This window comes from Streptomyces griseoloalbus (genome assembly GCA_014650015.1).
GTDB classification, from domain to species: Bacteria; Actinomycetota; Actinomycetes; order Streptomycetales; family Streptomycetaceae; genus Streptomyces; species Streptomyces griseoloalbus.
This window is the reverse complement of sequence record BMUD01000005.1, coordinates 238434-261533: the sequence shown is the minus strand read 5'-3', so window position 1 is coordinate 261533 and position 23100 is coordinate 238434. Positions and strand designations below refer to the sequence as shown.

Genomic DNA, 23100 nt, shown 5'->3' with positions numbered 1-23100 from the left:
CGCCTCCTTCGGGGCGAGCGGCCGGCCCCGCGGTTCGGATGTGACGCGCCGTCGGGGGCTGTCAAGGGTTCGCGGGCCCCCGGTAGCCCCATACCGACCTCGGCAGATACCGTTCGTTGCATGCCCGACTACCTCGACGACCTGCGTCTCGCCCACGTCCTCGCGGACGCCGCCGACGCCGCGACGATGGACCGGTTCAAGGCCCTCGACCTCAAGGTCGAGACCAAACCGGACATGACGCCGGTGAGTGAGGCCGACAAGGCCGCGGAGGAGCTCATCCGCGGCCATCTCCAGCGCGCCCGCCCGAGGGACGCGGTCCTGGGCGAGGAGTACGGGGTGGCGGGCACGGGGCCGCGCCGCTGGGTGATCGATCCGATCGACGGCACCAAGAACTACGTCCGCGGTGTCCCCGTGTGGGCCACCCTGATCTCCCTGATGGAGGCGGGCGAGACCGGCTTCCAGCCGGTCGTCGGCGTCGTCTCCGCCCCCGCCCTCGGCCGCCGCTGGTGGGCCGCGCAGGGCCACGGCGCCTTCGCCGGGCGCAGTCTGTCGTCGGCCACCCGGCTGCGGGTCTCCCGCGTCTCCAATATTTCCGACGCCTCCTTCGCGTACTCCTCGCTCAGCGGCTGGGAGGAGCAGGGCCGGCTGGACGGCTTCCTGGACCTCACCCGCGAGGTGTGGCGCACGCGCGCGTACGGCGACTTCTGGCCGTACATGATGGTCGCCGAGGGGTCGGTGGACCTGTGCGCGGAGCCGGAGTTGTCGCTCTGGGACATGGCGGCCACCGCCATCGTGGTCACGGAGGCCGGCGGCTCCTTCACCGGCCTCGACGGCCGCCCCGGACCGCACAGCGGCAACGCGGCCGCCTCGAACGGCCTGCTGCACGACGAGTTGCTGGGGTATCTCAACCAGCGGTACTGAGCGACACGAGGAGCTGTCCGGCGTGATGCGCCGGGCAGGCCCGTGATCCGCGTGTGCGCCCCCAACCAGCCGCGCGCGCCCTCTTGTTGACCCTCGCTTTGCCTGCCACTCTGAGAGTCCCCCACTTGTGCATTTGTGAAACCGTGAACCGGCGGACCCCCGTGTCCGGCGACCGCGCGGTTTCCGGTAGGAGGTGGCTCCATCCATGCTCGTCCGTGACGCCATGAGCACCGTGGTCCTCACCATCGGCCCCGCCCACACCCTCCGCCAGGCCGCCGCCCTGATGTCCACCCGCCGGGTGGGCGCGGCCGTGGTCCTCGATCCCGACGGCACCGGCATCGGCATCCTCACCGAGCGGGACGTCCTCAACTCCGTGGGGCGCGGCCAGGATCCGGACTACGAGCGCGCCCACGCCCACACCACCACCGACGTCGTCTTCGCCGCCCCGTCCTGGACCCTGGAGGAGGCCGCCACCGCCATGACCCACGGCGGTTTCCGCCATCTGATCGTCCTCGACCGGGGTGAGCCCGCCGGTGTCGTCTCGGTCCGCGACATCATCCGCTGCTGGGCACCAAAGCGGCAGCGGGCCCAGCACGTGCCGGCGTAGTGACATGCGGGACGGGCCGGACCCCGAAGGGATCCGGCCCGCCGTCCGACAAGCGGTCCAGCGCTGGGATCAGCCGCGCAGGGCCTGGACCGCGGCCTCCAGCCGCTTGCCGAAGTCTCCGTCCGCCTGACGGAAGTTGTTGATCGCACGATCGGCGATGTCGTCGCGCGTGACTCCCGAGATGGCGTTCGCCAGGTTCTTGACCAGGCGCTCCTTCTCGTCCTCCGACATCAGCCGGTACAGGTTGCCCGCCTGCACGAAGTCGTTGTCCTCGGCGTGTACGGGCGTGACCGTCTCACCGGTGACCCCGGTGACCGTGACGGGCTGCCACAGCGCACGGTCCGTCTGGAACGGGCCGCCGAAGCTGTTCGGCTCGTAGTTCTTCGCGCCCTTGTGGCGGCCGTCGTAGAGGTAGCCGTCACGGGAGTGGGTGCGCGCCTCGGTGGCGTGCGGGCGGTTCACCGGCAGGTGGTCGGCGTTGATGCCGACGCGGTAGCGGTGGGCGTCGCCGTACGCGAAGAGGCGGCCCTGGAGCATCTTGTCCGGGGAGGGACCGATGCCCGGCACGAAGTGGGCGGGGCTGAAGATGGACTGCTCGACCTCGGCGAAGATGTTCTCCGGGTTGCGGTTGAGCTCCAGCTTGCCGAACTCGATCAGCGGGTAGTCCGCGTGCGGCCAGACCTTGGTCAGGTCGAACGGGTTGAAGCGGTACGTCGCCGCCTCGGCCGCCGGCATCACCTGCACGTAGACGGTCCAGGACGGGAAGTCGCCGCGCTCGATGGCCTCACGCAGATCCCGCTGGTGCGAGTCGGGGTCCTTGCCCGCGAGGATCTCGGCCTCCTCGGCGGTCAGGTTCTTGATGCCCTGGTCGGTCTTGAAGTGGTACTTGACCCAGAAGGCCTCGCCGGCCTCGTTGTTCCACTGGTAGGTGTGCGAGCCGAAGCCGTCCATGTGACGGTAGGACGCCGGGATGCCGCGGTCACCGAACAGCCAGGTCACCTGGTGCGTCGACTCGGGCGACAGGCCCCAGAAGTCGAAGACGTTGTCCGCCTCCTGCGAGCCGGTGTACGGATCGCGCTTCTGGGTGTGGATGAAGTCGGGGAACTTGATGGCGTCCCGGATGAAGAACACCGGGGTGTTGTTGCCGACGAGGTCGTAGTTGCCCTCCTCGGTGTAGAACTTCAGCGCGAAACCGCGCGGGTCGCGCACGGCGTCCGCGGCACCGAGGTTGCCGGCCACCGTCGAGAAGCGCAGGAAGGTCTCCGTCTGCTTGCCGACCTCGGAGAGGAACGCGGCCCTGGTGTAGCGCGTGACATCGGCGGTGACCGTGAAGGTGCCGTAGGCACCGGCACCACGGGCATGCACGACACGCTCCGGGATGCGCTCACGGTTGAAGTGGGCGAGCTTCTCCAGCAGGAGCTGGTCCTGCACGAGGACCGGGCCACCGACGCCCGCGGTCTCGCTGTTCTGGTTGTCGGCTACCGGGGCACCGGCCTCCGTAGTAAGCGGTCCCTGCGTCACGTGCGCCTCCTGCGTCATTACTGATCGATCCGATCCTTGGCTACATCCGAACTCGATCCTACAATGGACAATGTCTAAGTCAAGTAAAGCTCCAAAGTCACACCCATTCGGGACCTGGTCCCCTTGCTGTTAGGCTGGTGCCTATGAGTGACCTTCTGGAACGGCTCCGCGGACGTGGATGGCGGATGACCGCGCAGCGCCGTGTCGTGGCCGAGGTCCTCGACGGCGAACACGTCCACCTGACGGCCGACGAGGTGCACGCCAGGGCTGTCGCCAAGCTGCCCGAGATCTCCCGGGCGACCGTCTACAACACCCTGGGCGAGCTGGTCTCGCTCGGTGAGGTGCTGGAGGTCGCCACGGACAAGCGGGCCAAGCGATACGACCCCAACGCCCACCGTCCGCACCACCACCTGGTGTGCGCGCGGTGCGGCGCGATCCGCGACGTCCACCCGACCGGCAATCCGCTGGCCGACCTCCCCGACACGGAGCGCTTCGGTTTCACGGTCTCCGACGTCGAGGTGACGTACCGCGGGCTCTGCCCGAACTGTGCGGCGTAGGCGACACTCACCCAAGGCGTAAGCCCCGGCACCGATGGGTGGCGGGGCTTTCCTTCGTGCCGGTGCCGCACCGATCAGCCGGTGACGAACGGCACAACGCACCGAGGGCCGGAACCCTTTCGGATTCCGGCCCTCGGACTTCAGTAGCGGGGACAGGATTTGAACCTGCGACCTCTGGGTTATGAGCCCAGCGAGCTACCGAGCTGCTCCACCCCGCGTCGATGAATGCAACGTTACGTCAAGGACGCGGACAGAAGCAAATCGCTTTTCCGGAGGTCACCGCGGCGTGGCGTCACGCCGACAGTTCCTGGCGCAGGGCGTCGCGCAGGCGGGTGGCGCGTTCGGTGACCGCCGCGGGGCCGAGGGCCGCCGCCCGGTCGGCCCAGCACTGGCCCTCGGCGAGCTCGCCGCGTCGCGCGTAGACGAGCGCGAGGCGCAGCGCCGCACGGCCGTGGCCGGCGTCGGCCGCACGGGTCCACCAGACGGCCGCCTCGGGCTCGCTGCCCTCGCGGGCCAGCAGCAGGCCCAGGTTGAAGGCGCCGTTGCGGGAGCCGGCCTCGGCGGCCTCCCGGTACCAGCGTGCCGCCTCGACCACGTCGCCCCGGGCCGCGGCGAGCATGCCGACGCGCACCTGGGCACGGCGGTGCCCCTGGCAGGCCGCGCGCTCGTACCACTCCTCGCACTCGCTGCGCCGGTTCACCGGCTCCCCCAGCTCGTGCGCGGGCTCGGGCGGTCTGCGGGCGTCCAGCACGGTCGCCAGCCGGTACGCGGCCTCGGCACTGCCGCCGCCCGCGGCACACCGCAGGAACCGCTCCGCCTCGCTCTCGTCGCCGTCCCGCAGCCGCGCCATGCCGACCTGGAGCGCCGCCTCGGTGTGCCCGGCGGCGGCCGCCCGCTCGTACCAGCGCAGCGCGGCACGCTCCTCACCCCGGCCCGCGTGCAGGATGCCCAGGTTGAAGGCGGCGTCCACACTGCCGGCCTCCGCGGCCTTGGAGAACCACGGCTCCGCGCCGGTCTCGTCCCCCGCCCGCAGCAGCAGGATCGCCAGCGCGTTCGCCGCCTCGCGGTGACCGGCGTAGGCGGCCCGGCGGTACCACTGCTCGGCCTGGGCCGTGCGGCCCTGCTCGGCGCAGAGCAGCCCGAGGTTGTACGCGCCGTTGACGTCACCGGCGTCCATCGCGGCCCGGTACCAGCGCTCGGCGGTCTGGGTCTCGCCCCGCTCCGCGTGCAGCGCGCCCAGCGCGTTGGCGGCGTTGCCGTCGCCGTGCTGGGCGGCCCGCAGCCACCACACGGCGGCGTTCTCCGTGTCCCCGGCGTCGCGCAGCAGGAAGCCGAGCGCGCAGGCGGCCCGTGCCTCTCCGTCCTTGGCGGAGGTCAGATACCAGCGGCCGGCCTCCTTGAGTTCGCCGCGCTTCTCCAGGATCGCCCCGAGGTGCAGCGCGGCCCTGCGGTGTCCGCGCGCGGCGGCCTGCCGGTACCACTGCTCGGCCTCCGCGACCAGCGGGACGCCGTCGTCGTCGGCCTCCCGCGCGGCCTTGCGGTCCAGTGCGCGGGCCAGCCGGTACGCCCCTTCGCGGTGCCCCCGCTCGGCGGCGACCCGCATCCAGCGCTCGGTCCCGTCCGTGTCCCCGCGGTGTTCCAGCAGGTCGGCGAGGGCGTACGCACCGAGGGTGTGGCCCTGCTCGGCGGACTGGCGCAGCCAGTACTCGGCGGCGGGCTCGTCGCCGCGCTCCCGGTGGTGGCGGCCGAGCGCGTGCGCCGCGGCGGTGGAACCGGCGACGGCGGCGATCCGCCACCATCCGGCGGCCTCGTCGGCGTAGCCCCGCTGGTGCAGCAGGACGCCCAGGTTGTTGGCGGCGGCGCGGTCGCCCGCGGCGGTGGCGGCACGCAGATGGGGTTCGGCTCCGTCGAGATCACCACGACGCAGCAGCATGGCACCGAGGACGCTCATCGCCTCGACGTCGCCGGCCTCCGCGGCGAGCCTCTGACGCAGCTCCTCGGCCGCTTCGTCGGCGGCTTCCCCCGTCTCGTCGCGGGGTTCCTCCCGATAGGAGGACTGCACAAAACGCCCTGTCCCGAACAGAGTTGCCTTGTCCCCCATAACATCCATCGTCGCACCACCTGCAACCTGGGTACACCTGGTATACCGCAGTCAGTGAGGTCACTTCAGCGTTTTGTCGACATGCCCACAGAGAGACAAGTCAAACACAGATCTCCCAACTCCCGTCGGCGGCACGGCCGTCGTCTGCCCGGGGCACATGAGTTCGCACACCACGAAGGCCCGGATTCCTCAAGGAATCCGGGCCTTCATGGTGTCGCTTTCGCGACTTCAGTAGCGGGGACAGGATTTGAACCTGCGACCTCTGGGTTATGAGCCCAGCGAGCTACCGAGCTGCTCCACCCCGCGCCGTTGTGTTCCAACCGTAGCACGGCGCGGGAGGGGCCTTTGACCAGCCTGCTCGCTAACTGCTCGGGCTCGCGTCGGGACCGGGACTGCTGTCCCCGCCGCCGGCGCCGCCGCCCCCTTCGGCCGACTGGGCCTCTTCAGCCCTGCGCAACGCGTCCTCCAGGTCCTTCTGCGCCTTGCCGTAGGCCTCCCAGTCGTTCTTCTTCAGGGCTTCCTGGCCGGCCTCGAAGGCGTCCTGGGCGTCGTGCAGGGCCTCTTGGACCGTGGGGTTGTCGGATGGGGGCGGTGGCTGGGTGCCCTCGTCCTCGCCCGGTGGCGGCTCGGTGGCCGCGCCCTCACCTCCGAAGATCTTGTCCAGAGCCTGCTCGAGGGTGTCCTCGAACGCGGTCTGGCCTCCGTAGGTCACCAGCACCTTCCGCAGCAGGGGGTACTTCAGTCCACCACCGCGTACGTAGACCGGCTCCACGTAGAGCAGGCCTCCGTCGAGCGGGACGGCCAGGAGATTGCCGTACTCGACCTCGGAGTCGCCGCCTCTCAGCAACCTGATGGACTCGGCGATGTCCTGTTCGGAGTTGAACTGGCTCTGGATCTGTTTGGGTCCGGCGGCGGTGGTGCTCGTCGGCAGTTTCAGCACTCTGATCTTGCCGTAGTCCTCGGTGCCCGGATCGGCGTTCACCGCCATGAAGGCGCTGAGGTTGTCACGGCCGTTCGGCGTCAACGTCGTGGTGAGCGAGAAGGTCTGTTCCTTCTGGTCGGGCATCTTCATGCTCAGGTAGTACGGAGGCACCGCGTCGCCCGTCTTGTTGGTCGGGTCGTCCGGCACCTGCCACACCTCGCTGCCCGAGAGGAACGTGGTGGCGTCCTTCACGTGGTAGCGGGTCAGCAGCTCGCGCTGCACCTTGAACAGGTCCTGCGGGTACCGCAGATGGGCCATCAGGTCGCCGGAGATCTCGCTCTTCGGCTCCACCGTGTCCGGGAAGGCCTTCATCCAGGTCTTCAGGACGGGGTCCTGGGTGTCCCACTGGTAGAGCTTGACCTCGCCGCTGTACGCGTCGACGGTCGCCTTCACCGAGTTGCGGATGTAGTTGACCTGGTTCTGCTGGGCCACCACCGCGCGCTGGTCGTTGGTGGCGGTCAGCGAGTCGGCCGTGGTGTCACCGAGGGTCGTCCGCGACGCGTACGGATAGCCGTTGGTGGTCGTGTAGGCGTCGACGATCCACTGGATGCGGTTGTTCACGACGGCCGGATAGGCGTCGCCGTCGATGGTCAGCCACGGGGCGATCGCCTCGACGCGCTCCTTGGGCGTGCGGTTGTACAGGATCCGCGAACCGTCGCCGATCGCGCCGGAGTAGAGGATCTGCGGCTCGCTGAACGCGACCGCGTAGGCGGCCCGGTTGACCGGGCTGGAGAGACTGACCCCGCTGTCGCCCTCGTAGCTGTACGTCTTCTCGCCGCTGTCGTCGGAGTAGTCGATCTCCTTCTGGGGACCGCCGACGATCGAGTACGTCGTCGTCCGCTCGCCGTAGTAGACGCGCTGCTCGTACGCCCCGAGGTCGCCCTTGGACGGCAGGTCGGACTCGGTGAACGCCGGGCGGCCGCCTGCGTCGGCGCTGGTGCCCTCGGCGGCGACGACTCCGTATCCGTGCGTGTACCGGAAGTGGTCGTTGATCCAGTTCCGCTTGGGGATGCCGTTGAGGTTCAGCTCACGCAGACCGATGACCGTGTCCTGGTCCTTGCCGTCCTTGGTGTACCGGTCGACGTCCAGGTTGGTCGGGAACGCGTAGTAGTTCCTGATCTGCTGGAGCTGCTGGAACGTCGGCGAGACGATGTTCGGGTCCATGATCCGGATGCTGGCCGTGTCGGTGACGTCGTCCCGCAGCTGGGTCTTGTCCTCGGTCTGGCTCGTGCCCGGATATTCGGTGACCTGCGAGTCGTCGATGCCGTAGGCCTCACGCGTGGCCTTGAGGTTCTTCTCGACGTACGGCGCTTCCTTGGCCTGCTCGTTCGGCTGGACCTGGAACTTCTGCACGATCGCCGGGTACAGGCCGCCGATGAGGATCGCCGACAGCACCATCAGACCGAAGCCGATCACGGGCAGCTGCCAGGTGCGCCGCCACAGGGTGGCGAAGAACAGCAGCGCGCAGATCACGGCGATGCAGAACAGGATCGTCTTGGCCGGCAGATAGGCGTTCGCGTCGACGTACCGCAGGCCGGTCCAGCTGTCGGTCGCCTTGAAGTCGCTGGACTTCACCGCGAGTCCGTACCGGTCGAGCCAGTACGCGACCGCCTTCAGGGCGACGAAGACACCGAGGAGCACCGACAGGTGCCCGGTGGCCGCGGCCGTGGCGCGCGCGCCCGGGCTGGTGATGCGCAGCCCGCCGTACAGGTAGTGGGTCAGCGCGGCGGCGATCAGCGCCAGGATCGTGGCGGCGAAGCCGAAGCCGAGCAGGAACCGGTACCAGGGCAGGTCGAAGGCGTAGAAGGAGACGTCGAGCTTGAACTGCGGGTCCTTCTGGCCGAAGGACACGCCGTTGACCCACATCAGCCAGGTACGCCACTGGCTCGACGCCGAGGCGCCGGCGATCAGGCCCACCAGCGCGGTGATCCCGAGCAGCAGCCACTTCTTGTACGGGGCGATGCCCATCCGGTACCGGTCGAGGTTCTGCTGCTCCATCGACATGGCGCTCAGCGGCGGCCGCATCCGGTGCGCCAGCCAGACGTTGAAGCCGACCGCGAGGGCCATCAGCAGACCGAAGACGAAGAAGAGTCCGATCTTGGTCCACAGGGTCGTCGTGAACACCGACGAGTAGTCGACCGAGCGGTACCACAGCCAGTCGGTCCAGAAGCCCGCGAACATGGTGAACACCATGCCGAGGACGGCCAGGACGCCCAGTGTCATGAGCAGGGTCCGGACCCGCCGGGACGGGCGGCCCACTCTGATCCGTGGCCCCGTCGGGCCTCCGCCGCGGTCCGGCATCTGGAAAGCCAAGGTAGGCACCTCGAAGTTCGCTGTTGATTCGTCGAGCCCGCGTCTTCACGGGCCGTGTGTGGTCCCCCGTGATCGCGGGCCCACACCTATGCAACTTACTCACGCTTTACTCGGTTCCCGATTCCGGCCAGGAACGAGAGAGGATTGTGACCATGTCCAACACACCCATGGCGGCAAGCCCGCTCACCCGGGCCGTGCTCGAGATCGACGAGTACGTCTCCGGCCTCGGCTGGGACCAGCCCGCCCGTCTGTTCGCCCTCGTAGACACCGCCCGGCTGCGGGCCGAGCAGCCCTCGCTCGCGGGCCGGCTCGGTCTGGAGGGCGAGCAGGAGACGACCGCTTTCACCCCGATCGAGCAGGACGAGGTTCCAACGGGCAAACCGCTGGACGAGTTCCTGGGCACCATCGCCTGGCCCGACGCGGTGGCCGGCTGCGCCCTGACCGTGGAGCGGCTGATGCTGCCGCCGTCCGCGGAGGCCCAGGTCCCGAAGGATCTGAACGGGGCGGCGCTGACGAAATGGGTGGCTGAGCACCCGGAGCGTCAGGAGGTCCGCATGACGGTCGCGGTGCTGCGCGACGGTGCCCGCGAGTCGGCCCTCCGGCTGCGCGAGAAGGACTCCCCCACGGAAGTCCTCACCGGTTCCGACCTGGTGCCCGGCCTGGCGGAGGCGCTGAAGGCGACGTTCGAGGAGTAGCCGGCCCGGTCACCCGGTCAGGACGCCGCGCACTCCGGCAGGTCGGCGGTGTCGCCGGAACGGATGTCCTTCAGAGCGCCCAGGGCGTCGTCGATGGTGTTCACCTTCACGAGGGTCAGACCCTCGGGGGTGTCCTTGGCGGCGGACGCGCAGTTGTCGGCGGGCGTGAGGAAGTACCGGGCGCCCTTGGCGCGCGCGCCGACCGTCTTCATCTCGATCCCGCCGATCGGCCCGACCTTGCCGTTGTCGTCGATCGTGCCGGTGCCGGCGACGAAGGCGCCGCCGGTCAGGCTGCCCGGGGTGAGCTTGTCGTAGATGCCGAGGGCGAACATCAGACCCGCGCTCGGCCCTCCGACGTCGGCGAGCTTGATGTCGACGGTGAACGGGAAGGTGTGGTCGGTCCCGGCGGAGATCCCGACGATGGCGCGCGGCTCGCCGCCGTCCTCGGAGGTCGTGGTGGTGATCGTGATCTTCTCGGTCTTCGTCGGCGTCCGCTTCTCCTTCTCCGCGGCCGCCTGCTCCTTGGCGGGCACGATCGTGAAGACGACGTCCTGGCCGGGCTTGTGCTCGGTCACCAGCTCGGCGACGTCGGCCGGCTCCTTCACCGTCCTGCCGTCCACGGCCTTGATCACGTCGCCCGCGTGCAGCTTGTCCTCCGCCGGGGATCCCTTGACGACCGTGGAGACGATCACCCAGGACCTCACCGGGACGTCGAGCTCCTTCAGCGCCGCGACCTTGGCGCTCTCCTGGGACTGACTGAACTCCTCGGCGTTCTCCTGGGTGGACTCCTCCTCCGTCTTGCCGTCGGGGTAGAGGGTGTCGTGCGGCACGACCTTGTTGTCGTGCGCGAGCCACCCGTAGACGGCCTCGACGAGGTTCATGCGGTACTCGGCGCTGGTGACCCGCACCGTGGTCATGTTGAGATGACCGTCCGTCGGATAGGTCTTGCGCCCGGTGATACGCAGCACCGGCTCGCCGTCGTGGTCACCCAGCGTGTTCACCGTCGGCCCCGGGGACATCTCCGAATAGGGCACGGGAAGGAACACTCCCGCGCACAGGAGCGCGATCAGCATCAGGGTGGAGGCGAGCATCGTCGCAGTGCGGCGTGGCATGCCTCGACAGTACGGGACCGGTCTGTCAGCACACCGTCAGGGCCGCCCGGACGGGCGGCCCCGCACGCCGAGTACGCCGACGACCTGCTGTTCTTCGGCCTTCAGCTACCCGAGCGCGGCCGTTCCATGGCTTCGCGGAATCGGGCGTAACCGATGAGTTCGGGCCCGTCGCTTCGCATCTTGCGCGTCCGATTGGCCCAACTGCCCCAGAGTCCCGCGCCGATCGCAGCCACAAGCGGAATCAGCAACCAGGCAAGCGCCGCCATGCCGACCTCCCAACCCCATGAGCGTCCGCAACTGACTGATCAGCAGATTAACCATCCACACTGACAACGCTCACGGCAGGGGTGCGGTTACGCAACCGGAGGTTCGGTGGCCTCCTCGGCAGGCACCGGCCCACCCACCCGTCACCCGCCCCCCACCCCCGAACGACGGCGCTACGCGCCCACCCGCCCACCACCCTTGAAGGACGGCGCTACGCGCCGACCCATTCTTCTGTCCCGTCGGAGAACCTCTGGTGCTTCCAGATGGGTACCTCGTGCTTGAGGTCGTCGATCAGCTTCCGGCAGGCCTCGAAGGCCTCGCCCCGGTGCGGGCACGACACGCCGACGACGACGGCGAGGTCCCCGACCCTGAGGTCCCCCACCCGGTGCACGGCGGCCAGCGCGCGCACGGGGTGGTCGGCGGCGACCTTCTCGGCGATCCGCCGCATCTCGTCCTCGGCGCTGGGGTGACACGAATAGCCGAGCTCGTCGACGTCGGCGCCCCCGTCGTGGTTGCGCACGGTCCCCACGAACAGCGCCGTCCCGCCGGCGGCGTCGTCCCCGACGGCCTGGAGGATCTCGTCCACGGACAGCGGCGTGTCGCGGATCGCGATCAGCTTGATCGGGTCCTGTGCTGCCTGCTCACCCGGGTGATCGTGCGTGGATGCCATGTCCCCATCGTGCCTCACGGCGACGACAACGCGGAATGGCTGTCGCACGGCACGCGCGCGTGCCGGTTCCGAGTCTCCTCCGAGCGGTCCGGCTCCGCCCGGCGGACACCCGCCCGGCCGGCTCCGGCGGTGGTCAGATCCGCCGCCGGGCCTTGCGCGCCCGCCGTACCACCGCCGCCGCGCCCAGCAGGGCCACCGTCGCTCCCGCGGCGCCCGCCGCCGTCGCGTCCTTGCGCCCCAGCCGCCGGCCGGCGACCGTGTGCCTGCCGGAGACCTCCTCCAGCAGCTCCGCCAGCACCTCCTCGTTGGCGTACGCGGGCCGCCACCCGGCGTCGTGCAGCCGGCTCCCGCTGACCACCCAGGGGTACATCGTGTAGGCCAGATCCCCCGCCGGGGACGGGGTGAGCCCGATCCGGTGCAGCCGGGCCGCCGCGCCCAGCGCGACCGCCGACGGCAGCTCCATCCGCCGGATCCCGCTGAGCTCCTCGACCTCCTCCTGCTCCAGCCATCCGTCGCAGCCGACGGCCAGCTCGCCGTCGACCTTCTCCAGCACGGCGTACTCCAGGGCGCTGCACAGATCCTCGACGTGACAGAACTGCCACGCGGGCCGCGATCCGGCCACCACGAGCAGCCGGGGCGACTCGAAGTACCTGGTCAGCGCGGTGTCGGTGCCGCCCACCAGCACGGCCGGGCGTACCACGGTGACATTGAGTCCGGGGTGCGCCCGCGGCGCCCGGCGCGCGAGCCGCTCGATCTCCAGAAGGTCGCCGACGCCCGTGGCCTCCGCCGTGGCCCGCAGTTCCGCGTCCTCCGACAGGGGCAGCTCGTTGTCCGGCAGCGCCCCGTAGACCATCGTGGAGGTGCACAGCACGACCCGGTGCACGCCTGCGGCCGCGGCGGCCGTCAGTACGGTCTGCGTTCCCCGCAGGTTGTAGGCCGTTCGGGCGGCTGCATCGGTCTCCAGATCGAGGTCGAGGGCCAGATGGACCACCACGTCGGCCCCGCGCAGCTTGTCCGCGATGGCCGGGTCCCGTACGTCCAGGATGTGCCAGCGCGCCTCAGCGCACTCGCCGCGCCGCTCGTCGATGGCGATGACCTGCTTGATCTCCTCCGAGGCGGCGAGCCGCCCGGTGAGCAGTGCGCCGACGCCGGACGCGGCGCCGGTGACCGCGACGACGGGCCCGCGCGCCGCGGGGCTGGTTGACTGGTTTCGCGCTGCGCGAACCTGCGGATCTGGGGAACTCACCGGGCGTCTCCAGAGGTTGTCTTCAGTACGAGCGCGTGCGACGCGTACGTACCAGGTGGCATCCATCCTGCCGCAGGCCCTCTGTCGGCGAAGCACCGAGGCCCGAACCGCTTCAGGTGTCTACGCTGAGTGGTGTTGTCGGGCAGCCGTGCCGCCGGAAAGAACCGGTGGCCCTACCAGCCGAGGAAACCCGTGAGTGACACCCCATTCGGATTCGGCCTTCCGCCGGAGGAGCCGGACGACGGCGACGAAGGCAAGAAGAAGGACCCGCAGAGCGGCGGTGGTCAGGGCCCGGCCAACCCGTTCGGTTTCGGCATGTCCGGAGCCGGAGGCTTTGGCGGCCCGGGCGCGGACAATCCGTTCGCCGCGATGTTCGGGTCCCTGAACCCCAACGACCTGGGCGCCGCGTTCCAGCAGCTCGGCCAGATGCTCTCCTACGAGGGCGGGCCGGTGAACTGGGACATGGCCAAGCAGATCGCCCGGCAGACGGTCTCCCAGGGCACCGCCGAGGGCTCGAAGGACGCGAGCGTCGGCCCCGCCGACCGCAAGGCCGTGGAGGACGCCGTCCGCCTGGCCGACCTGTGGCTGGACGACGCGACCTCCCTGCCGTCGGGCGCCCACTCCGCCGTGGCCTGGAGCCGCGCGGAGTGGGTCGAGGCCACCCTCCCGGCGTGGCGGGAACTGGTCGACCCGGTCGCCGAGCGCGTCGGGAACGCGATGGGCGACGTCCTGCCGGAGGAGATGCAGGCCATGGCCGGCCCGCTGATCGGCATGATGCGCTCCATGGGCGGCGCCATGTTCGGCACGCAGATCGGGCAGGCCGTCGGCGTGCTCGCCGGTGAGGTCGTCGGCTCGTCCGACATCGGCCTCCCGCTCGGTCCGGCCGGCAAGGCCGCGCTGCTGCCGCTGAACATCGCGACGTTCGGCAAGGACCTGGGAGTGCCGCAGGAGGAGGTGCGGCTGTACCTCGCCCTGCGCGAGGCCGCCCACCAGCGCCTGTTCGCGCACGTCCCGTGGCTGCGCTCACACCTCTTCGGCGCCGTCGACGGCTACGCGCGCGGGATCAAGGTCGACACCGGCAAGCTGGAGGACGTCGTCGGCCAGTTCGACCCGCAGAATCCCGAGCAGCTGCAGGAGGCCCTCCAGCAGGGCATGTTCCAGCCGGAGGACACGCCGGAGCAGAAGGCCGCCCTGGCCCGTCTGGAGACGGCGCTGGCGCTCGTCGAGGGCTGGGTGGACGCGGTGGTGCACGCGGCGGCCAAGCCCCGGCTGTCGTCGGCCGACGCACTGCGTGAGACGCTGCGCCGCCGCCGAGCCTCGGGCGGCCCCGCCGAGCAGACGTTCGCCACGCTGATCGGTCTGGAGCTGCGCCCGCGCCGGCTGCGCGACGCCTCCCGTCTGTGGGCCTCGCTCACCGACGCGCGCGGTGTCGACGGCCGGGACGCCCTGTGGGCCCACCCGGACATGCTGCCGACGGCCACCGACCTGGACGACCCGGACGGCTTCGTGCACCGCGAGCAGATCGACTTCTCCGAGCTCGACAAGATGCTCGGCGAGGCCGCCGACAAGCCCGACCTCCGGAAGAAGAAGGGCGAGGGCGAGAGCGAGAACAAGGACGACGACACCCAGTGAGCCTGCACGACGACGCGGTCCTCGTGCTCAAGCGGTACGAGGACCAGCCCCAGCTGCGCCAGGCCTACCTGGACCATCTGGAGGCCCATCCGGACGGCATGTGGAAGGCCTGCCACGCGGGCCATGTCACGGCGAGTGCGCTGGTCGTGGACCCGGAGCGCGGCCGAGTGCTGCTGACCCTGCACAGGAAGCTGCGCATGTGGCTCCAGATGGGCGGGCACTGCGAGCCGGGGGACGCGTCACTCGCCGCGGCGGCCCTGCGGGAGGCGACGGAGGAGTCCGGCATCACGGGCCTGACGCTCCTCGCGGGCGGACCCGTGCGGCTGGACCGGCATCCGATCCCGCCGCCCTGCCACTGCCACTTCGACGTCCAGTACGCGGCCGTGGCCGCACCGGACGCCGCGCACGCGATCAGCGAGGAGTCCCTCGACCTGCGCTGGTTCTCCTACGAAGAGGTCGCGGAGGTGGCCGACGGGTCGGTCCTCCGTCTGGTCGAGGCGACCCGGGCGAGACTGGACGTCTGACGTACGGCTACGACGCGACCGCGATACGTGTAAGGGGCGACCTCCAGGACGGTCGCCCCTTACCTCGGTCCCGGTGCCGGGCGGTCAGCTCCAGACGTTGCCCTGGTTCTGCCCTCGGGCACCCTGCTGTCCCATGCCGTACTGCGCGGCGACGCCCGATCCGATCTGGGCGCCCTGCGGCGGCAGCAGCTCGCTGGGCTGGACGAGGGCGAAGCCGCTGCCCATGAAGCTGAGCTCCCAGCCCTCCCCGGTGTTGGCACGGCGCCGCCACACCCCGGAGGAGTGCGTCTGGGCCTGCATCTGCACGCGCAGCGAGGTGGACCAGGCGACGATCGCGTCGGCGTCGCAGTTGACGTACTTGTCCGGTGTCACCTGCATCAGCAGCGGCATGCCCGACGTCATCAGGGCGACCTTGCCGCGGCCGGTGATGTTGAGCTGGTACTTCCCGGAGCCGGAGATGCCGTACAGGCTGTCGACGGCGATGACCTCGTGATGGAGCGAGGAGTCCATCGCGAGCACATAGCTGCTGTCGACCGTCAGCCCGTCCTGCTCCACCTCCATGACGTGGACGCGTTGGGCGAGGTTGGCGAGATAGACCGTGCCCTGCCCGTGGCAGCGCATCAGGTCGAGGCCCTCACCGGTGTGCGCTCGCGCGCGTGACTGCTCGTTGCCCTGGTACTCGGCGTCGAATTCGACGAGTCCCTGGTAGGCGACCATCGTGCCCTTGCGGGCGAGGATGTCGTCGTGGCCCTCCAGGGCGACGCGGAGCATCTGCTTGTTCTGCAGACTCCAGCGCTCATGGGTCTGCTGGTCGTTGTGGGCGAAAAGCGGGCTCTGCATGTGTGTTGCTCCCCCTCAGCCCCGGACCCGGAGACGGTCGGTGCTGTCCTCACTGGGCTGGACGACGACGATGCCCTGACCGGAGAAGGCCATCTGGTAGGCCTCGCCACTGCCGCGGCCGATCAGCGACTGGGCCCGGAAACTGCGCTTGCCCTTCACCTTGAGGTTCGGGGACCAGGCGACCAGGGCGTCCGGGTCGACGTACGTCTCGTCGTCGCCGCCACCGCAGTCGACGACGATCGGCTTGCCGCGCGAGGTCAGCGCGACCCAGCCCTGGCCGGAGATCCTGGTGTTCCACAGGCCCTGTCCGGCGAACTTCGCCAGGCCCTTCACCCGCTCCACGCCCCACGTCAGATGGGCGTCGAAGGCGAGCAGGTTGGTGGCGTTGACGGAGATGCCGTCGCCGTTGAGGTTGATCACCACGACGTTCGCGCCGTAGTCGGCGAGGTAGAGCAGTCCGTCGCCGGAGCACTTCATCAGGGGCGCGCCCTCGCCGGTGAGCCAGTCCTTGGCGATCTGGCGTACGGCGGGCGGGTTGGGCTCGTACTGGACGAACCCTTCGTAGGCGACCATCGATCCCACGCGCGCGAGGAGGTCGTTCCCGGTCTGCATGGCGATCTTCGCCATGTGGTTGCCGTGGTTCTCCATGCGGGCGGCGACGGGGGCGGGGGCGTAGCCCGCGAGTGGCTGGTTCATGACGGGCTCCCTCAGATCTCGTACGGCTGGACGACGATGAAGTTGCCGGGGGCGCCCCGGAACTGGAGGTTGACGCTCTCCCCCGTGTCACCGGGGTAGGAGTTGCGGCGCATCCGCACCTGGCTGGAGACGACCACCTGGGAGGCGGCCGACCAGGCGACCACGGCGTTGCAGTCGGCGAACGTGGTGGGCGTGACCGGCAGCACCACGGGGATGCCGTGGGTCTTCACGACGATGGTGCCGGTCCCCTGGAACTGCATCGTGAACAGGGCGCCGCCGGGGATGCCGTGTCCCTCGATACGGCGGACCTCGTACTGCAGGCCCTCGTCGAAGGCGAGGACGTTCTCGGCGGAGACGCACACGGCGTCGCCCTGGAGCTCGATCGGGTGGAGCATCGTGGAGTTCTCGGCGAAGAACACCTGGCCCTGGCCCGTGCAGCGCATCAGCTGCATCTCCTGGCCGGTGGCGTTGCCCACGATCCGGCCGGAGAACCCGGCGCCCTTGTAACTGAAGTCGACCTTGCCCTGGTAGAGCACCATGCTGCCCTGCCGGGCCAGCACCGGCTGCCCGCCGATGCCGAGGTCGACGCGGACGAGCTTCTTGTTCTGCTGGGTCCAGCGCTGCCCGGTGGGCGTCTCCTTGAACTGCTGGAGCGCGCCGAGCACGCCGGGGCCTTGCGGTGCGCCGTGAGGAGCGCCCTGGGGCGCGCCTTGGGGCGCACCGTAAGGCGCCTGCTGGCCCGGCAGTTGTCCGGGCGGGGGCTGGTGTCCGTAGCCGGGAGGGGGCATCGGCTGGCCGTAACCGGGCGGCGGGGCGGGCGCCTGGGGCTGGGCATAGCCCGGGGGTGGCGGGGCGGTCCGGCCGTACGGCGGCGGCTGGTGGCCCGGCTGGCCGTAGGGCGCGGGCGCCGGCGCCGGGGGCAGCACCGGGGACCCGCCGGGCGGGGTGTTCAGGGGCGCGACAATGGTCGGCGCGGTGTGCACCTGAGGCGGGGTGGCGCCCGGCGGCGGCGCGAAACCCTGCGCGGCGGGCTGGGGCGCGGGGGCCGGGGCAGGAGGAGGCACGGGAGCGGGAGCAGGGGCGGGTGTGGCTGCCGGGGCGGGCGTGGGGGCGCCGCCGGGTGCGCCGAACGCGGGCGGCGCGGTGGCCTGGGCGGGCGGCGCGAAGCCGGGTGCGGCCGCGCCCGCCTGCGGCTGCTGCTGAGGGGCGGCCGGCTCTTCCTCGGCCACCTCGCCGCCGAAGTTCCTCAGCAGCGCGTCGAGTCCGCCGTCGAAGCCCTGTCCGACGGCGGCGAAACGCCACACGTCCTTGAAGTAGAAGTCGCCCAGCATCACGGCCCGCTCGGTCGAGAACTCCGGGCCGCTGAACGGGTACCGGGCCACTTCCTCGCCGCCCGCGACGATACGGATGTACCCGGGACCGATCTGTGACATCTGCCCGGCGCCGTCGAGCGTCGCCGTGAAGGAGAGCTTCCTGATCTGCTGCGGGATCCGGTCCAGCGTCACGCGGAAGGACTCCGTGTCGCCCGCCTGGGCGCCCAGGAGCTGGATGGACTCCTCGGGGGACTTCGGCTGGTTGTAGAAAATGAAGTACCGGTCGTCCGAGAGCCGTTCGTCGGCGTCAAGACCGAAGCAGCTGATGTCGAAGGTCAGCCCCGGGCCCGAGATCTGCACACCTACGTACAGATCCGTGCCCGCCGTGAGGTCACTGATCCTGGCCTTGTGGCCGCGTTGGAATTCCCTGGCCATACGTACGACCGTCCCCCATCCCGAATGTGAGTGCGTCGCGCCAGGCTAACGGCAAACTCGGACACCGGATGAAGTCGGTACAGACCCGGTACACAACGCGCGAATGGCCTACGGCGTGCTCACCCCGGGCGGTGCTCACTCATCACGCGCACCCGGAGCATGGGGCAGCCGATCGGCCGCGACGACCCCCTCGAGGTAGCCGCGGGCCCGCTCGGTCCTCGGATACGCCTCCAGCAGTCGCCAGAAGCGGGGCCCGTGCCCGGGCACCAGCAGATGGGCCAGCTCGTGGCACAGGACATAGTCGACCACGTACTCGGGCATGCCCTGCAGCCGGTGCGACAGACGGATGCTCGCCTCTGACGGGGTGCACGAGCCCCAGCGCGTGTTCTGGTTGGTCACCCAGCGCACGGAGGCAGGTCTGGCCCGCCCGTCGAAGTACTGGTCCGACAGCCGCCGGGCGCGCTCGGCCAGCTCGGCGTCCCCGAGCTCCCGCCGGCTCTCCTGGGCGGCCAGCTTGTCGAGCATGACGTTCACCCAGCGCTGCTCCTCCGCCTCGGACATCCGGGCGGGGATGAGCACGACGGTGCGATCACCCTCGCGGTACGCGGAGACCGTTCTGCGTCGACGGGCGCTCCTGCGGACCTCGATCGCGCTCGCCCGTGAGCCGTTCGTCGGCTGGCTCGTCGTGCTGCGCTGTGGCATTCCGGAGCGGTGCAGTGGGTCGGCGGGCACGCCTCGACGTTACCCGCTGCACACGGGGAAGTCTTGGCTCCGGGACCGTTCGACGGTGATCCCCCACCGTGCGCCGGATTTGTACGACGAGTTCCCTCGCCTGTGGACAACTTTCGGCGGCTTTCGGCACGTCCCGGCATGCTGGCATGCGTCGGCCGAACCACGAACGGGCTCGGCCTCTCCAGGGGACGATCCAGGACATACGGGGGCCTGTCATGCATCCGATGGTCAAGCCCGCGCTCAGGCGCGGATGGCGCGATCTCAACACCGTGCAGTTCGGCATGACACCGGCGCACGCGTTGACACTGGGCCCGATGGACACGGCCACGGGCAGCTTCCTCGATCTGCTCAACGGCACCCGCGGGCTCGAGCTCCTGCGGGAGGAGGGGCGGCGCATGGATCTGCCCGAGGGTCATGCCGACCGGCTCGTACGGCGGCTGTCGCGGGCCGGGCTCCTGGACGACTCCCGGGGCGGCGGGCCGGCCGCCGACGCGCTGCGGGAGAAACCCGAGGTCCTCGACCGGCTCCGCCCTGACCTGGCCTCGCTGAGCCTGACCACGTCCGAACCGGGCGATCCGCTCCGCCGGCTGGCGGCCCGTCGCAGCACGCGGGTGCAGGTGAGAGGCGCGGGCCGGGTGGGCGCGGCACTCGCGACACTGTTGTCAGGTGCCGGGGTGGGCCACGTCGACGTGCGCGACGTGGGGCGGGTCGAACCGTGGGACGTCGCGCCGGGCGGACTGCCCGTCGAGGCCGTCGGCGACCGCAGGGACGAAGCGGCCCGCCGCGCCGTACGCCGGGCGGCGCCGGACCGGCCACCGCGCCGGGGCACCCTGTCGCCCCTCGACGAAGGCGATCCCGGCTTCTGTCTGGTGATCCTCGCCCCACGGGACGATGTCGCCGTGCACGCGCCCGACCCGTCGGCCGCCGAACCCCTGCTGTCCTCGGGCACACCCCATCTCTACGTCGGCGTCGTGGAGGGAACCGGTGTGGTCGGTCCGCTCGTCCTGCCCGGCGAGACCAGCTGTGCGGGCTGTCTCCAGCAGGACCGCACCGACCGGGACCCGGCCTGGCCGCGCCTGGCCGCCCAGTGGCGCTCCGGCCGGCAGCGCCGGGTGGGTGCCTGTGACCTGACGCTGGCCACGACCGTGGCGGGACTGGCGGCGGCGCACGCGCTGGCTTTCCTGGACGGCGGACTTCCGTCCAGCGCCGAGGCCCGTTGGGAGGTCTCCGTTCCCGGACTGCACTGGCACGCGCGACCGGTCCGGCCCCATCCCGACTGCCCCTGCGGAGCGGCGGGGCGAAGCCCGGAGAAAGGTAAGAAGAAAGGTAAGGGAGAACACACCTCCGAGGATGGGGGGCCGCACGAGACAATGGCCGTCCACGGGCCGTCGCAGGCGTGGCGCCGTCAGGCGGACGCGGAGCGGCCGGCAGGGACTTGGAGGGCGCATGTCTGATCTTCCCCGGAAGGCGGTCACCCGGACCGCCAAGCTGGCCGCGCTCCCGCTCGGCTTCGCCGGGCGGGCGACCTGGGGACTCGGCAAGCGGATCGTGGGCGAGTCCGCGGAGATCGTCGGCCGCGAGCTTCAGCAGCGCACCGCCGAGCAGCTCTTCAAGGTGCTCGGCGAGCTCAAGGGCGGTGCGATGAAGTTCGGCCAGGCCCTGTCGGTCTTCGAGTCGGCCCTGCCGGAGGAGGTCGCCGGACCCTACCGTGCGGCGCTGACCAAGCTGCAGGAGGCGGCCCCGCCGATGCCGACCCGCACCGTGCACGGGGTGCTGGAGGAGCGGCTGGGTGCAGGCTGGAACGAGCTGTTCCTGGAGTTCGAGGACAAGCCGGCCGCGGCGGCCTCGATCGGCCAGGTGCACCGGGGGGTGTGGCACGACGGCCGCGAGGTTGCGGTCAAGGTGCAGTATCCGGGCGCCGGCGAGGCCCTGCTGTCCGACCTGAACCAGCTGAGCCGCTTCGCCCGTCTGCTGGGTCCGCTGATCCCGGGCATGGACGTCAAGCCGCTGATCACGGAGCTCAAGGACCGTGTCTCGGAAGAGCTGGACTACGGCCTGGAGGCCCAGGCCCAGCGGGCCCACGCCGAGGAGTTCGCGGGCGACCCCGACGTCGTCGTGCCGAACGTGGTCCACCAGTGCGAGCAGGTACTGGTCACCGAGTGGATGGACGGCACACCGCTGTCGGAGATCATCGCGGACGGCACCGAGGAACAGCGCGACCGGGCCGGACAGTTGCTGGCCCGCTTCCTGTTCTCCGGCCCCGCCCGCACCGGTCTGCTGCATGCCGACCCGCATCCGGGGAACTTCCGTCTGCTGCCCGGCGGTCCGGACGGCAAGGACGACTGGCGCCTCGGCGTACTGGACTTCGGCACCGTCGACCGGCTCCCGGGCGGGCTGCCCGAGCCCATCGGCGAGGCCCTGCGCATGACGCTGGACGGCGATGCCGAAGCCGTCTACGAGATGCTGTGCGCGGAGGGCTTCGTCAAGGAGTCGATGGAGCTGGACCCCGACGCCGTTCTCGACTACCTCCTGCCGATCATCGAGCCGGCCCGGGTCGACGAGTTCACCTTCACCCGCGGCTGGATGCGGAGCCAGGCGGCCCGGATAGCCGACCCCCGCTCCCCCGCTTCCCAGCTGGCCAAGCAGCTCAACCTGCCCCCGGCCTACCTCCTCATCCACCGGGTGACCCTGAGCACCATCGGCGTGCTCTGCCAGTTGAACGCGACGGTGCGGCTGCGGGAGGAACTGGAGGAATGGCTGCCGACGTTCGTCCCGGAGGAGCCGACGGCCAAGGAGTCCGCCGCCCAGGCCTGACCTGCGCCGGGGACGGCGGGCACACCGCCGGCGAAGTCTGCCGCCCTCACCACCACTGCGAGTCCAGACGGCCCTCGATCACCCGCAGATGGTCGCGGGAGCACCTCTCGCAGTAGTGGCGACAGGCACCGCTCTCCACGGAGAAGGTCCAGGTCGGCCGCGGGCCCTCCGCGCGGGTGCCGCAGCGGGCACACACCAGCGGCTCCGGCTCCGCCACGGAGCCGTTGTCCTCACCGCCACCGGGTTGATGACTCGTCACCCGGCGACCATGACGCCGTTCCCGACGGCCCGCCCGACACAACGCGACCCGGGGGCCGGTCCGTTCACACGGACCGGCCCCCGGGGGAGAGCTGGGCCTCCGGCTGGGGGAGGCCACCGCTTGGGATCGGATCGGTTACTGCATGACCGCCATGGCGAGCGCGCGGCGGGCGCGCAGGGAGGCGCGCTCGGCCCGGCGCTGCATCCGGCGAGCGGTCACCAGGCGCATGGCCTGGCGCTCCCGCTGCGCCTCCTGCATTCGCTCGTGCATTCGCGCACGTGCCAGGGCTTCTGGGATGAGTTGCATCTCTCGGTTCCTGTTCTGGCGCGAGTCGTTCGCACCACGGGTCGTGAAGTCTTCGGTCGCGGAGCCTGCGGGCTCGTGAGTGGACGGCATCATCGGGGCCTGCTTCTGGGGGTCGTGCGTGAGGGGACGGTCGATCGTTCCTGGGGTGTTGGTGTTCATGCCATGACCGGGTTCTTGCGCGGGCGGCCACGCGGCCGCTTACGAGCGACGACGACACCCTGGACGAACAGCTCGCCACCCCAGACGCCCCAGGGCTCACGCCGCTCCTTGGCGCCGGCGAGGCAGGCCTCGACCAGCGGGCAGGTACGGCAGAGGGACTTGGCGTACTCGACGTCCGCCGGCGACTCGGCGAAGAAGACCTCCGGGTCGTAGGAGCGGCACGGGACGGGTACGCCGAGGTTCTCGATGGCGTCGTCGAGCGCGGTGAGCGCGGTGAGCGGAGTCAAGGTCGGGTCCTCCGTGGAGCCGGGCTTGGGGATCGTGTCGGAAGGCGGTACGGACGGGACGTGCGCTTCGAGTTGCACGGGTCGTCTTCCTCGTCTGGTCGTTTCCGGCCGGTT

Annotated in this window: 21 protein-coding genes and 2 tRNA genes; 8 read left to right on the top strand and 15 right to left on the bottom strand. The window is 70.5% G+C overall.

The features are described from left to right. The first annotated feature begins 120 nt into the window (after positions 1–120). Together hisN and IE178_RS10130 are read left to right on the top strand one after the other, a co-directional pair. Positions 121–921, top strand: a complete 801-nt coding sequence (hisN, locus tag IE178_RS10135) for a histidinol-phosphatase (RefSeq protein ID WP_184764664.1) — start codon at positions 121–123, stop codon at positions 919–921. A 205-nt stretch (positions 922–1126) separates the two neighbouring features. Beyond that, positions 1127–1528, top strand: a complete 402-nt coding sequence (locus IE178_RS10130; protein WP_184764665.1) for a CBS domain-containing protein — start codon at positions 1127–1129, stop codon at positions 1526–1528. Between the two features lie 69 nt (positions 1529–1597). Here IE178_RS10130 and IE178_RS10125 read toward each other — a convergent pair whose 3' ends face one another. Further along, the gene (locus IE178_RS10125; RefSeq protein WP_313663956.1) at positions 1598–3049 is read right to left on the bottom strand and encodes a catalase; all 1452 of its coding nucleotides are present in this window, start codon (positions 3047–3049) and stop codon (positions 1598–1600) included. A 143-nt stretch (positions 3050–3192) separates the two neighbouring features. Here IE178_RS10125 and IE178_RS10120 point away from each other — a divergent pair, with 143 nt between their 5' ends. After that, positions 3193–3606 carry a Fur family transcriptional regulator gene (locus IE178_RS10120; RefSeq protein ID WP_184764667.1) on the top strand — a complete coding sequence of 138 codons (414 nt, stop codon included), beginning with the start codon at positions 3193–3195 and terminating at the stop codon, positions 3604–3606. A 144-nt stretch (positions 3607–3750) separates the two neighbouring features. Here the strand turns inward: IE178_RS10120 and IE178_RS10115 are convergent. The 4 genes from IE178_RS10115 to IE178_RS10100 all read right to left on the bottom strand — a co-directional run bounded on the left by IE178_RS10115 (position 3751) and on the right by IE178_RS10100 (position 8990). Continuing rightward, positions 3751–3824 (bottom strand) — tRNA-Met (locus IE178_RS10115). 74 nt (positions 3825–3898) lie between these two features. Continuing rightward, positions 3899–5716: a tetratricopeptide repeat protein gene (locus IE178_RS10110; RefSeq protein ID WP_193512011.1), complete on the bottom strand. Its 1818-nt coding sequence runs from the start codon at positions 5714–5716 to the stop codon at positions 3899–3901. Positions 5717–5939: 223 nt separating this feature from the next. Then, a tRNA-Met gene (locus tag IE178_RS10105) sits at positions 5940–6013 on the bottom strand. A 55-nt stretch (positions 6014–6068) separates the two neighbouring features. Beyond that, positions 6069–8990 (bottom strand): UPF0182 family membrane protein, encoded by a 2922-nt coding sequence (locus IE178_RS10100; protein WP_318279972.1) that lies wholly within the window; start codon positions 8988–8990, stop codon positions 6069–6071. Positions 8991–9154: 164 nt separating this feature from the next. Between IE178_RS10100 and IE178_RS10095 the strand changes: the two genes are divergently transcribed. Then, complete coding sequence (locus tag IE178_RS10095; RefSeq protein ID WP_244972034.1) at positions 9155–9697, top strand: PPA1309 family protein; 543 nt, start codon at positions 9155–9157, stop codon at positions 9695–9697. A gap of 17 nt (positions 9698–9714) precedes the next feature. Here the strand turns inward: IE178_RS10095 and IE178_RS10090 are convergent, their stop codons facing one another. The 3 genes from IE178_RS10090 to IE178_RS10080 form a co-directional block, all read right to left on the bottom strand. Further along, positions 9715–10809 (bottom strand): YlbL family protein, encoded by a 1095-nt coding sequence (locus IE178_RS10090; RefSeq protein WP_193512009.1) that lies wholly within the window; start codon positions 10807–10809, stop codon positions 9715–9717. 475 nt (positions 10810–11284) lie between these two features. After that, positions 11285–11743 carry a molybdenum cofactor biosynthesis protein MoaE gene (locus IE178_RS10085; protein WP_184764672.1) on the bottom strand — a complete coding sequence of 153 codons (459 nt, stop codon included), beginning with the start codon at positions 11741–11743 and terminating at the stop codon, positions 11285–11287. A 133-nt stretch (positions 11744–11876) separates the two neighbouring features. Then, positions 11877–12989, bottom strand: coding sequence for an SDR family oxidoreductase (locus IE178_RS10080; RefSeq protein ID WP_193512008.1), 1113 nt, complete (start codon positions 12987–12989; stop codon positions 11877–11879). 192 nt (positions 12990–13181) lie between these two features. On the opposite strand from IE178_RS10080, the gene IE178_RS10075 reads away from it, so the two are divergent. Both IE178_RS10075 and IE178_RS10070 read left to right on the top strand, forming a co-directional pair. Beyond that, a complete protein-coding gene (locus IE178_RS10075; RefSeq protein ID WP_193512007.1) occupies positions 13182–14621 on the top strand; it encodes a zinc-dependent metalloprotease in 1440 nt (479 codons plus the stop codon). Continuing rightward, a complete protein-coding gene (locus IE178_RS10070; RefSeq protein WP_193512006.1) occupies positions 14618–15145 on the top strand; it encodes an NUDIX hydrolase in 528 nt (175 codons plus the stop codon). The genes IE178_RS10075 and IE178_RS10070 overlap by 4 nt, the downstream gene beginning before the upstream one ends. A gap of 84 nt (positions 15146–15229) precedes the next feature. Here the strand turns inward: IE178_RS10070 and IE178_RS10065 are convergent, their stop codons facing one another. The 4 genes from IE178_RS10065 to IE178_RS10050 form a co-directional block, all read right to left on the bottom strand. Beyond that, entirely contained in the window at positions 15230–15985 is a 756-nt protein-coding gene (locus tag IE178_RS10065; protein WP_184764676.1) for an AIM24 family protein, read from the bottom strand. 15 nt (positions 15986–16000) lie between these two features. Beyond that, positions 16001–16681 carry an AIM24 family protein gene (locus tag IE178_RS10060; protein WP_184764677.1) on the bottom strand — a complete coding sequence of 227 codons (681 nt, stop codon included), beginning with the start codon at positions 16679–16681 and terminating at the stop codon, positions 16001–16003. Positions 16682–16692: 11 nt separating this feature from the next. Beyond that, the gene (locus IE178_RS10055) at positions 16693–18429 is read right to left on the bottom strand and encodes a TerD family protein (RefSeq protein ID WP_193512005.1); all 1737 of its coding nucleotides are present in this window, start codon (positions 18427–18429) and stop codon (positions 16693–16695) included. 135 nt (positions 18430–18564) lie between these two features. After that, entirely contained in the window at positions 18565–19161 is a 597-nt protein-coding gene (locus IE178_RS10050; RefSeq protein WP_184764679.1) for a M48 metallopeptidase family protein, read from the bottom strand. 215 nt (positions 19162–19376) lie between these two features. Here IE178_RS10050 and IE178_RS10045 point away from each other — a divergent pair, with 215 nt between their 5' ends. Together IE178_RS10045 and IE178_RS10040 are read left to right on the top strand one after the other, a co-directional pair. Then, a complete protein-coding gene (locus IE178_RS10045) occupies positions 19377–20615 on the top strand; it encodes a TOMM precursor leader peptide-binding protein (protein ID WP_184764680.1) in 1239 nt (412 codons plus the stop codon). Then, complete coding sequence (locus tag IE178_RS10040) at positions 20608–21975, top strand: ABC1 kinase family protein (RefSeq protein WP_193512004.1); 1368 nt, start codon at positions 20608–20610, stop codon at positions 21973–21975. Before IE178_RS10045 ends, IE178_RS10040 begins: the two co-directional genes overlap by 8 nt. Positions 21976–22021: 46 nt before the next feature. Here the strand turns inward: IE178_RS10040 and IE178_RS10035 are convergent, their stop codons facing one another. The 3 genes from IE178_RS10035 to IE178_RS10025 all read right to left on the bottom strand — a co-directional run bounded on the left by IE178_RS10035 (position 22022) and on the right by IE178_RS10025 (position 23064). Next, on the bottom strand, positions 22022–22234 hold the full coding sequence (locus IE178_RS10035) for a hypothetical protein (protein ID WP_193512003.1): 213 nt from the start codon (positions 22232–22234) through the stop codon (positions 22022–22024). Between the two features lie 135 nt (positions 22235–22369). After that, on the bottom strand, positions 22370–22699 hold the full coding sequence (locus IE178_RS10030) for a putative WhiB-interacting protein (protein ID WP_184764683.1): 330 nt from the start codon (positions 22697–22699) through the stop codon (positions 22370–22372). Further along, on the bottom strand, positions 22696–23064 hold the full coding sequence (locus IE178_RS10025; protein ID WP_193512002.1) for a WhiB family transcriptional regulator: 369 nt from the start codon (positions 23062–23064) through the stop codon (positions 22696–22698). The genes IE178_RS10030 and IE178_RS10025 overlap by 4 nt, the downstream gene beginning before the upstream one ends. Between the last annotated feature and the right edge of the window lie 36 nt (positions 23065–23100).

What these genes read in the sequence shown, in the direction of transcription:
- hisN (WP_184764664.1), top strand. Translation starts at nt 121, where the DNA reads ATGCCCGACTACCTCGACGACCTGCGTCTCGCCCACGTCCTCGCGGAC.
- IE178_RS10130 (WP_184764665.1), top strand. Translation starts at nt 1,127, where the DNA reads ATGCTCGTCCGTGACGCCATGAGCACCGTGGTCCTCACCATCGGCCCC.
- IE178_RS10120 (WP_184764667.1), top strand. Translation starts at nt 3,193, where the DNA reads ATGAGTGACCTTCTGGAACGGCTCCGCGGACGTGGATGGCGGATGACC.
- IE178_RS10110 (WP_193512011.1), bottom strand. Translation starts at nt 5,716, where the DNA reads ATGGATGTTATGGGGGACAAGGCAACTCTGTTCGGGACAGGGCGTTTT.
- IE178_RS10100 (WP_318279972.1), bottom strand. Translation starts at nt 8,990, where the DNA reads ATGCCGGACCGCGGCGGAGGCCCGACGGGGCCACGGATCAGAGTGGGC.
- IE178_RS10095 (WP_244972034.1), top strand. Translation starts at nt 9,155, where the DNA reads ATGTCCAACACACCCATGGCGGCAAGCCCGCTCACCCGGGCCGTGCTC.
- IE178_RS10090 (WP_193512009.1), bottom strand. Translation starts at nt 10,809, where the DNA reads ATGCCACGCCGCACTGCGACGATGCTCGCCTCCACCCTGATGCTGATC.
- IE178_RS10085 (WP_184764672.1), bottom strand. Translation starts at nt 11,743, where the DNA reads ATGGCATCCACGCACGATCACCCGGGTGAGCAGGCAGCACAGGACCCG.
- IE178_RS10065 (WP_184764676.1), bottom strand. Translation starts at nt 15,985, where the DNA reads ATGCAGAGCCCGCTTTTCGCCCACAACGACCAGCAGACCCATGAGCGC.
- IE178_RS10060 (WP_184764677.1), bottom strand. Translation starts at nt 16,681, where the DNA reads ATGAACCAGCCACTCGCGGGCTACGCCCCCGCCCCCGTCGCCGCCCGC.
- IE178_RS10055 (WP_193512005.1), bottom strand. Translation starts at nt 18,429, where the DNA reads ATGGCCAGGGAATTCCAACGCGGCCACAAGGCCAGGATCAGTGACCTC.
- IE178_RS10045 (WP_184764680.1), top strand. Translation starts at nt 19,377, where the DNA reads ATGCATCCGATGGTCAAGCCCGCGCTCAGGCGCGGATGGCGCGATCTC.
- IE178_RS10040 (WP_193512004.1), top strand. Translation starts at nt 20,608, where the DNA reads ATGTCTGATCTTCCCCGGAAGGCGGTCACCCGGACCGCCAAGCTGGCC.
- IE178_RS10030 (WP_184764683.1), bottom strand. Translation starts at nt 22,699, where the DNA reads ATGAACACCAACACCCCAGGAACGATCGACCGTCCCCTCACGCACGAC.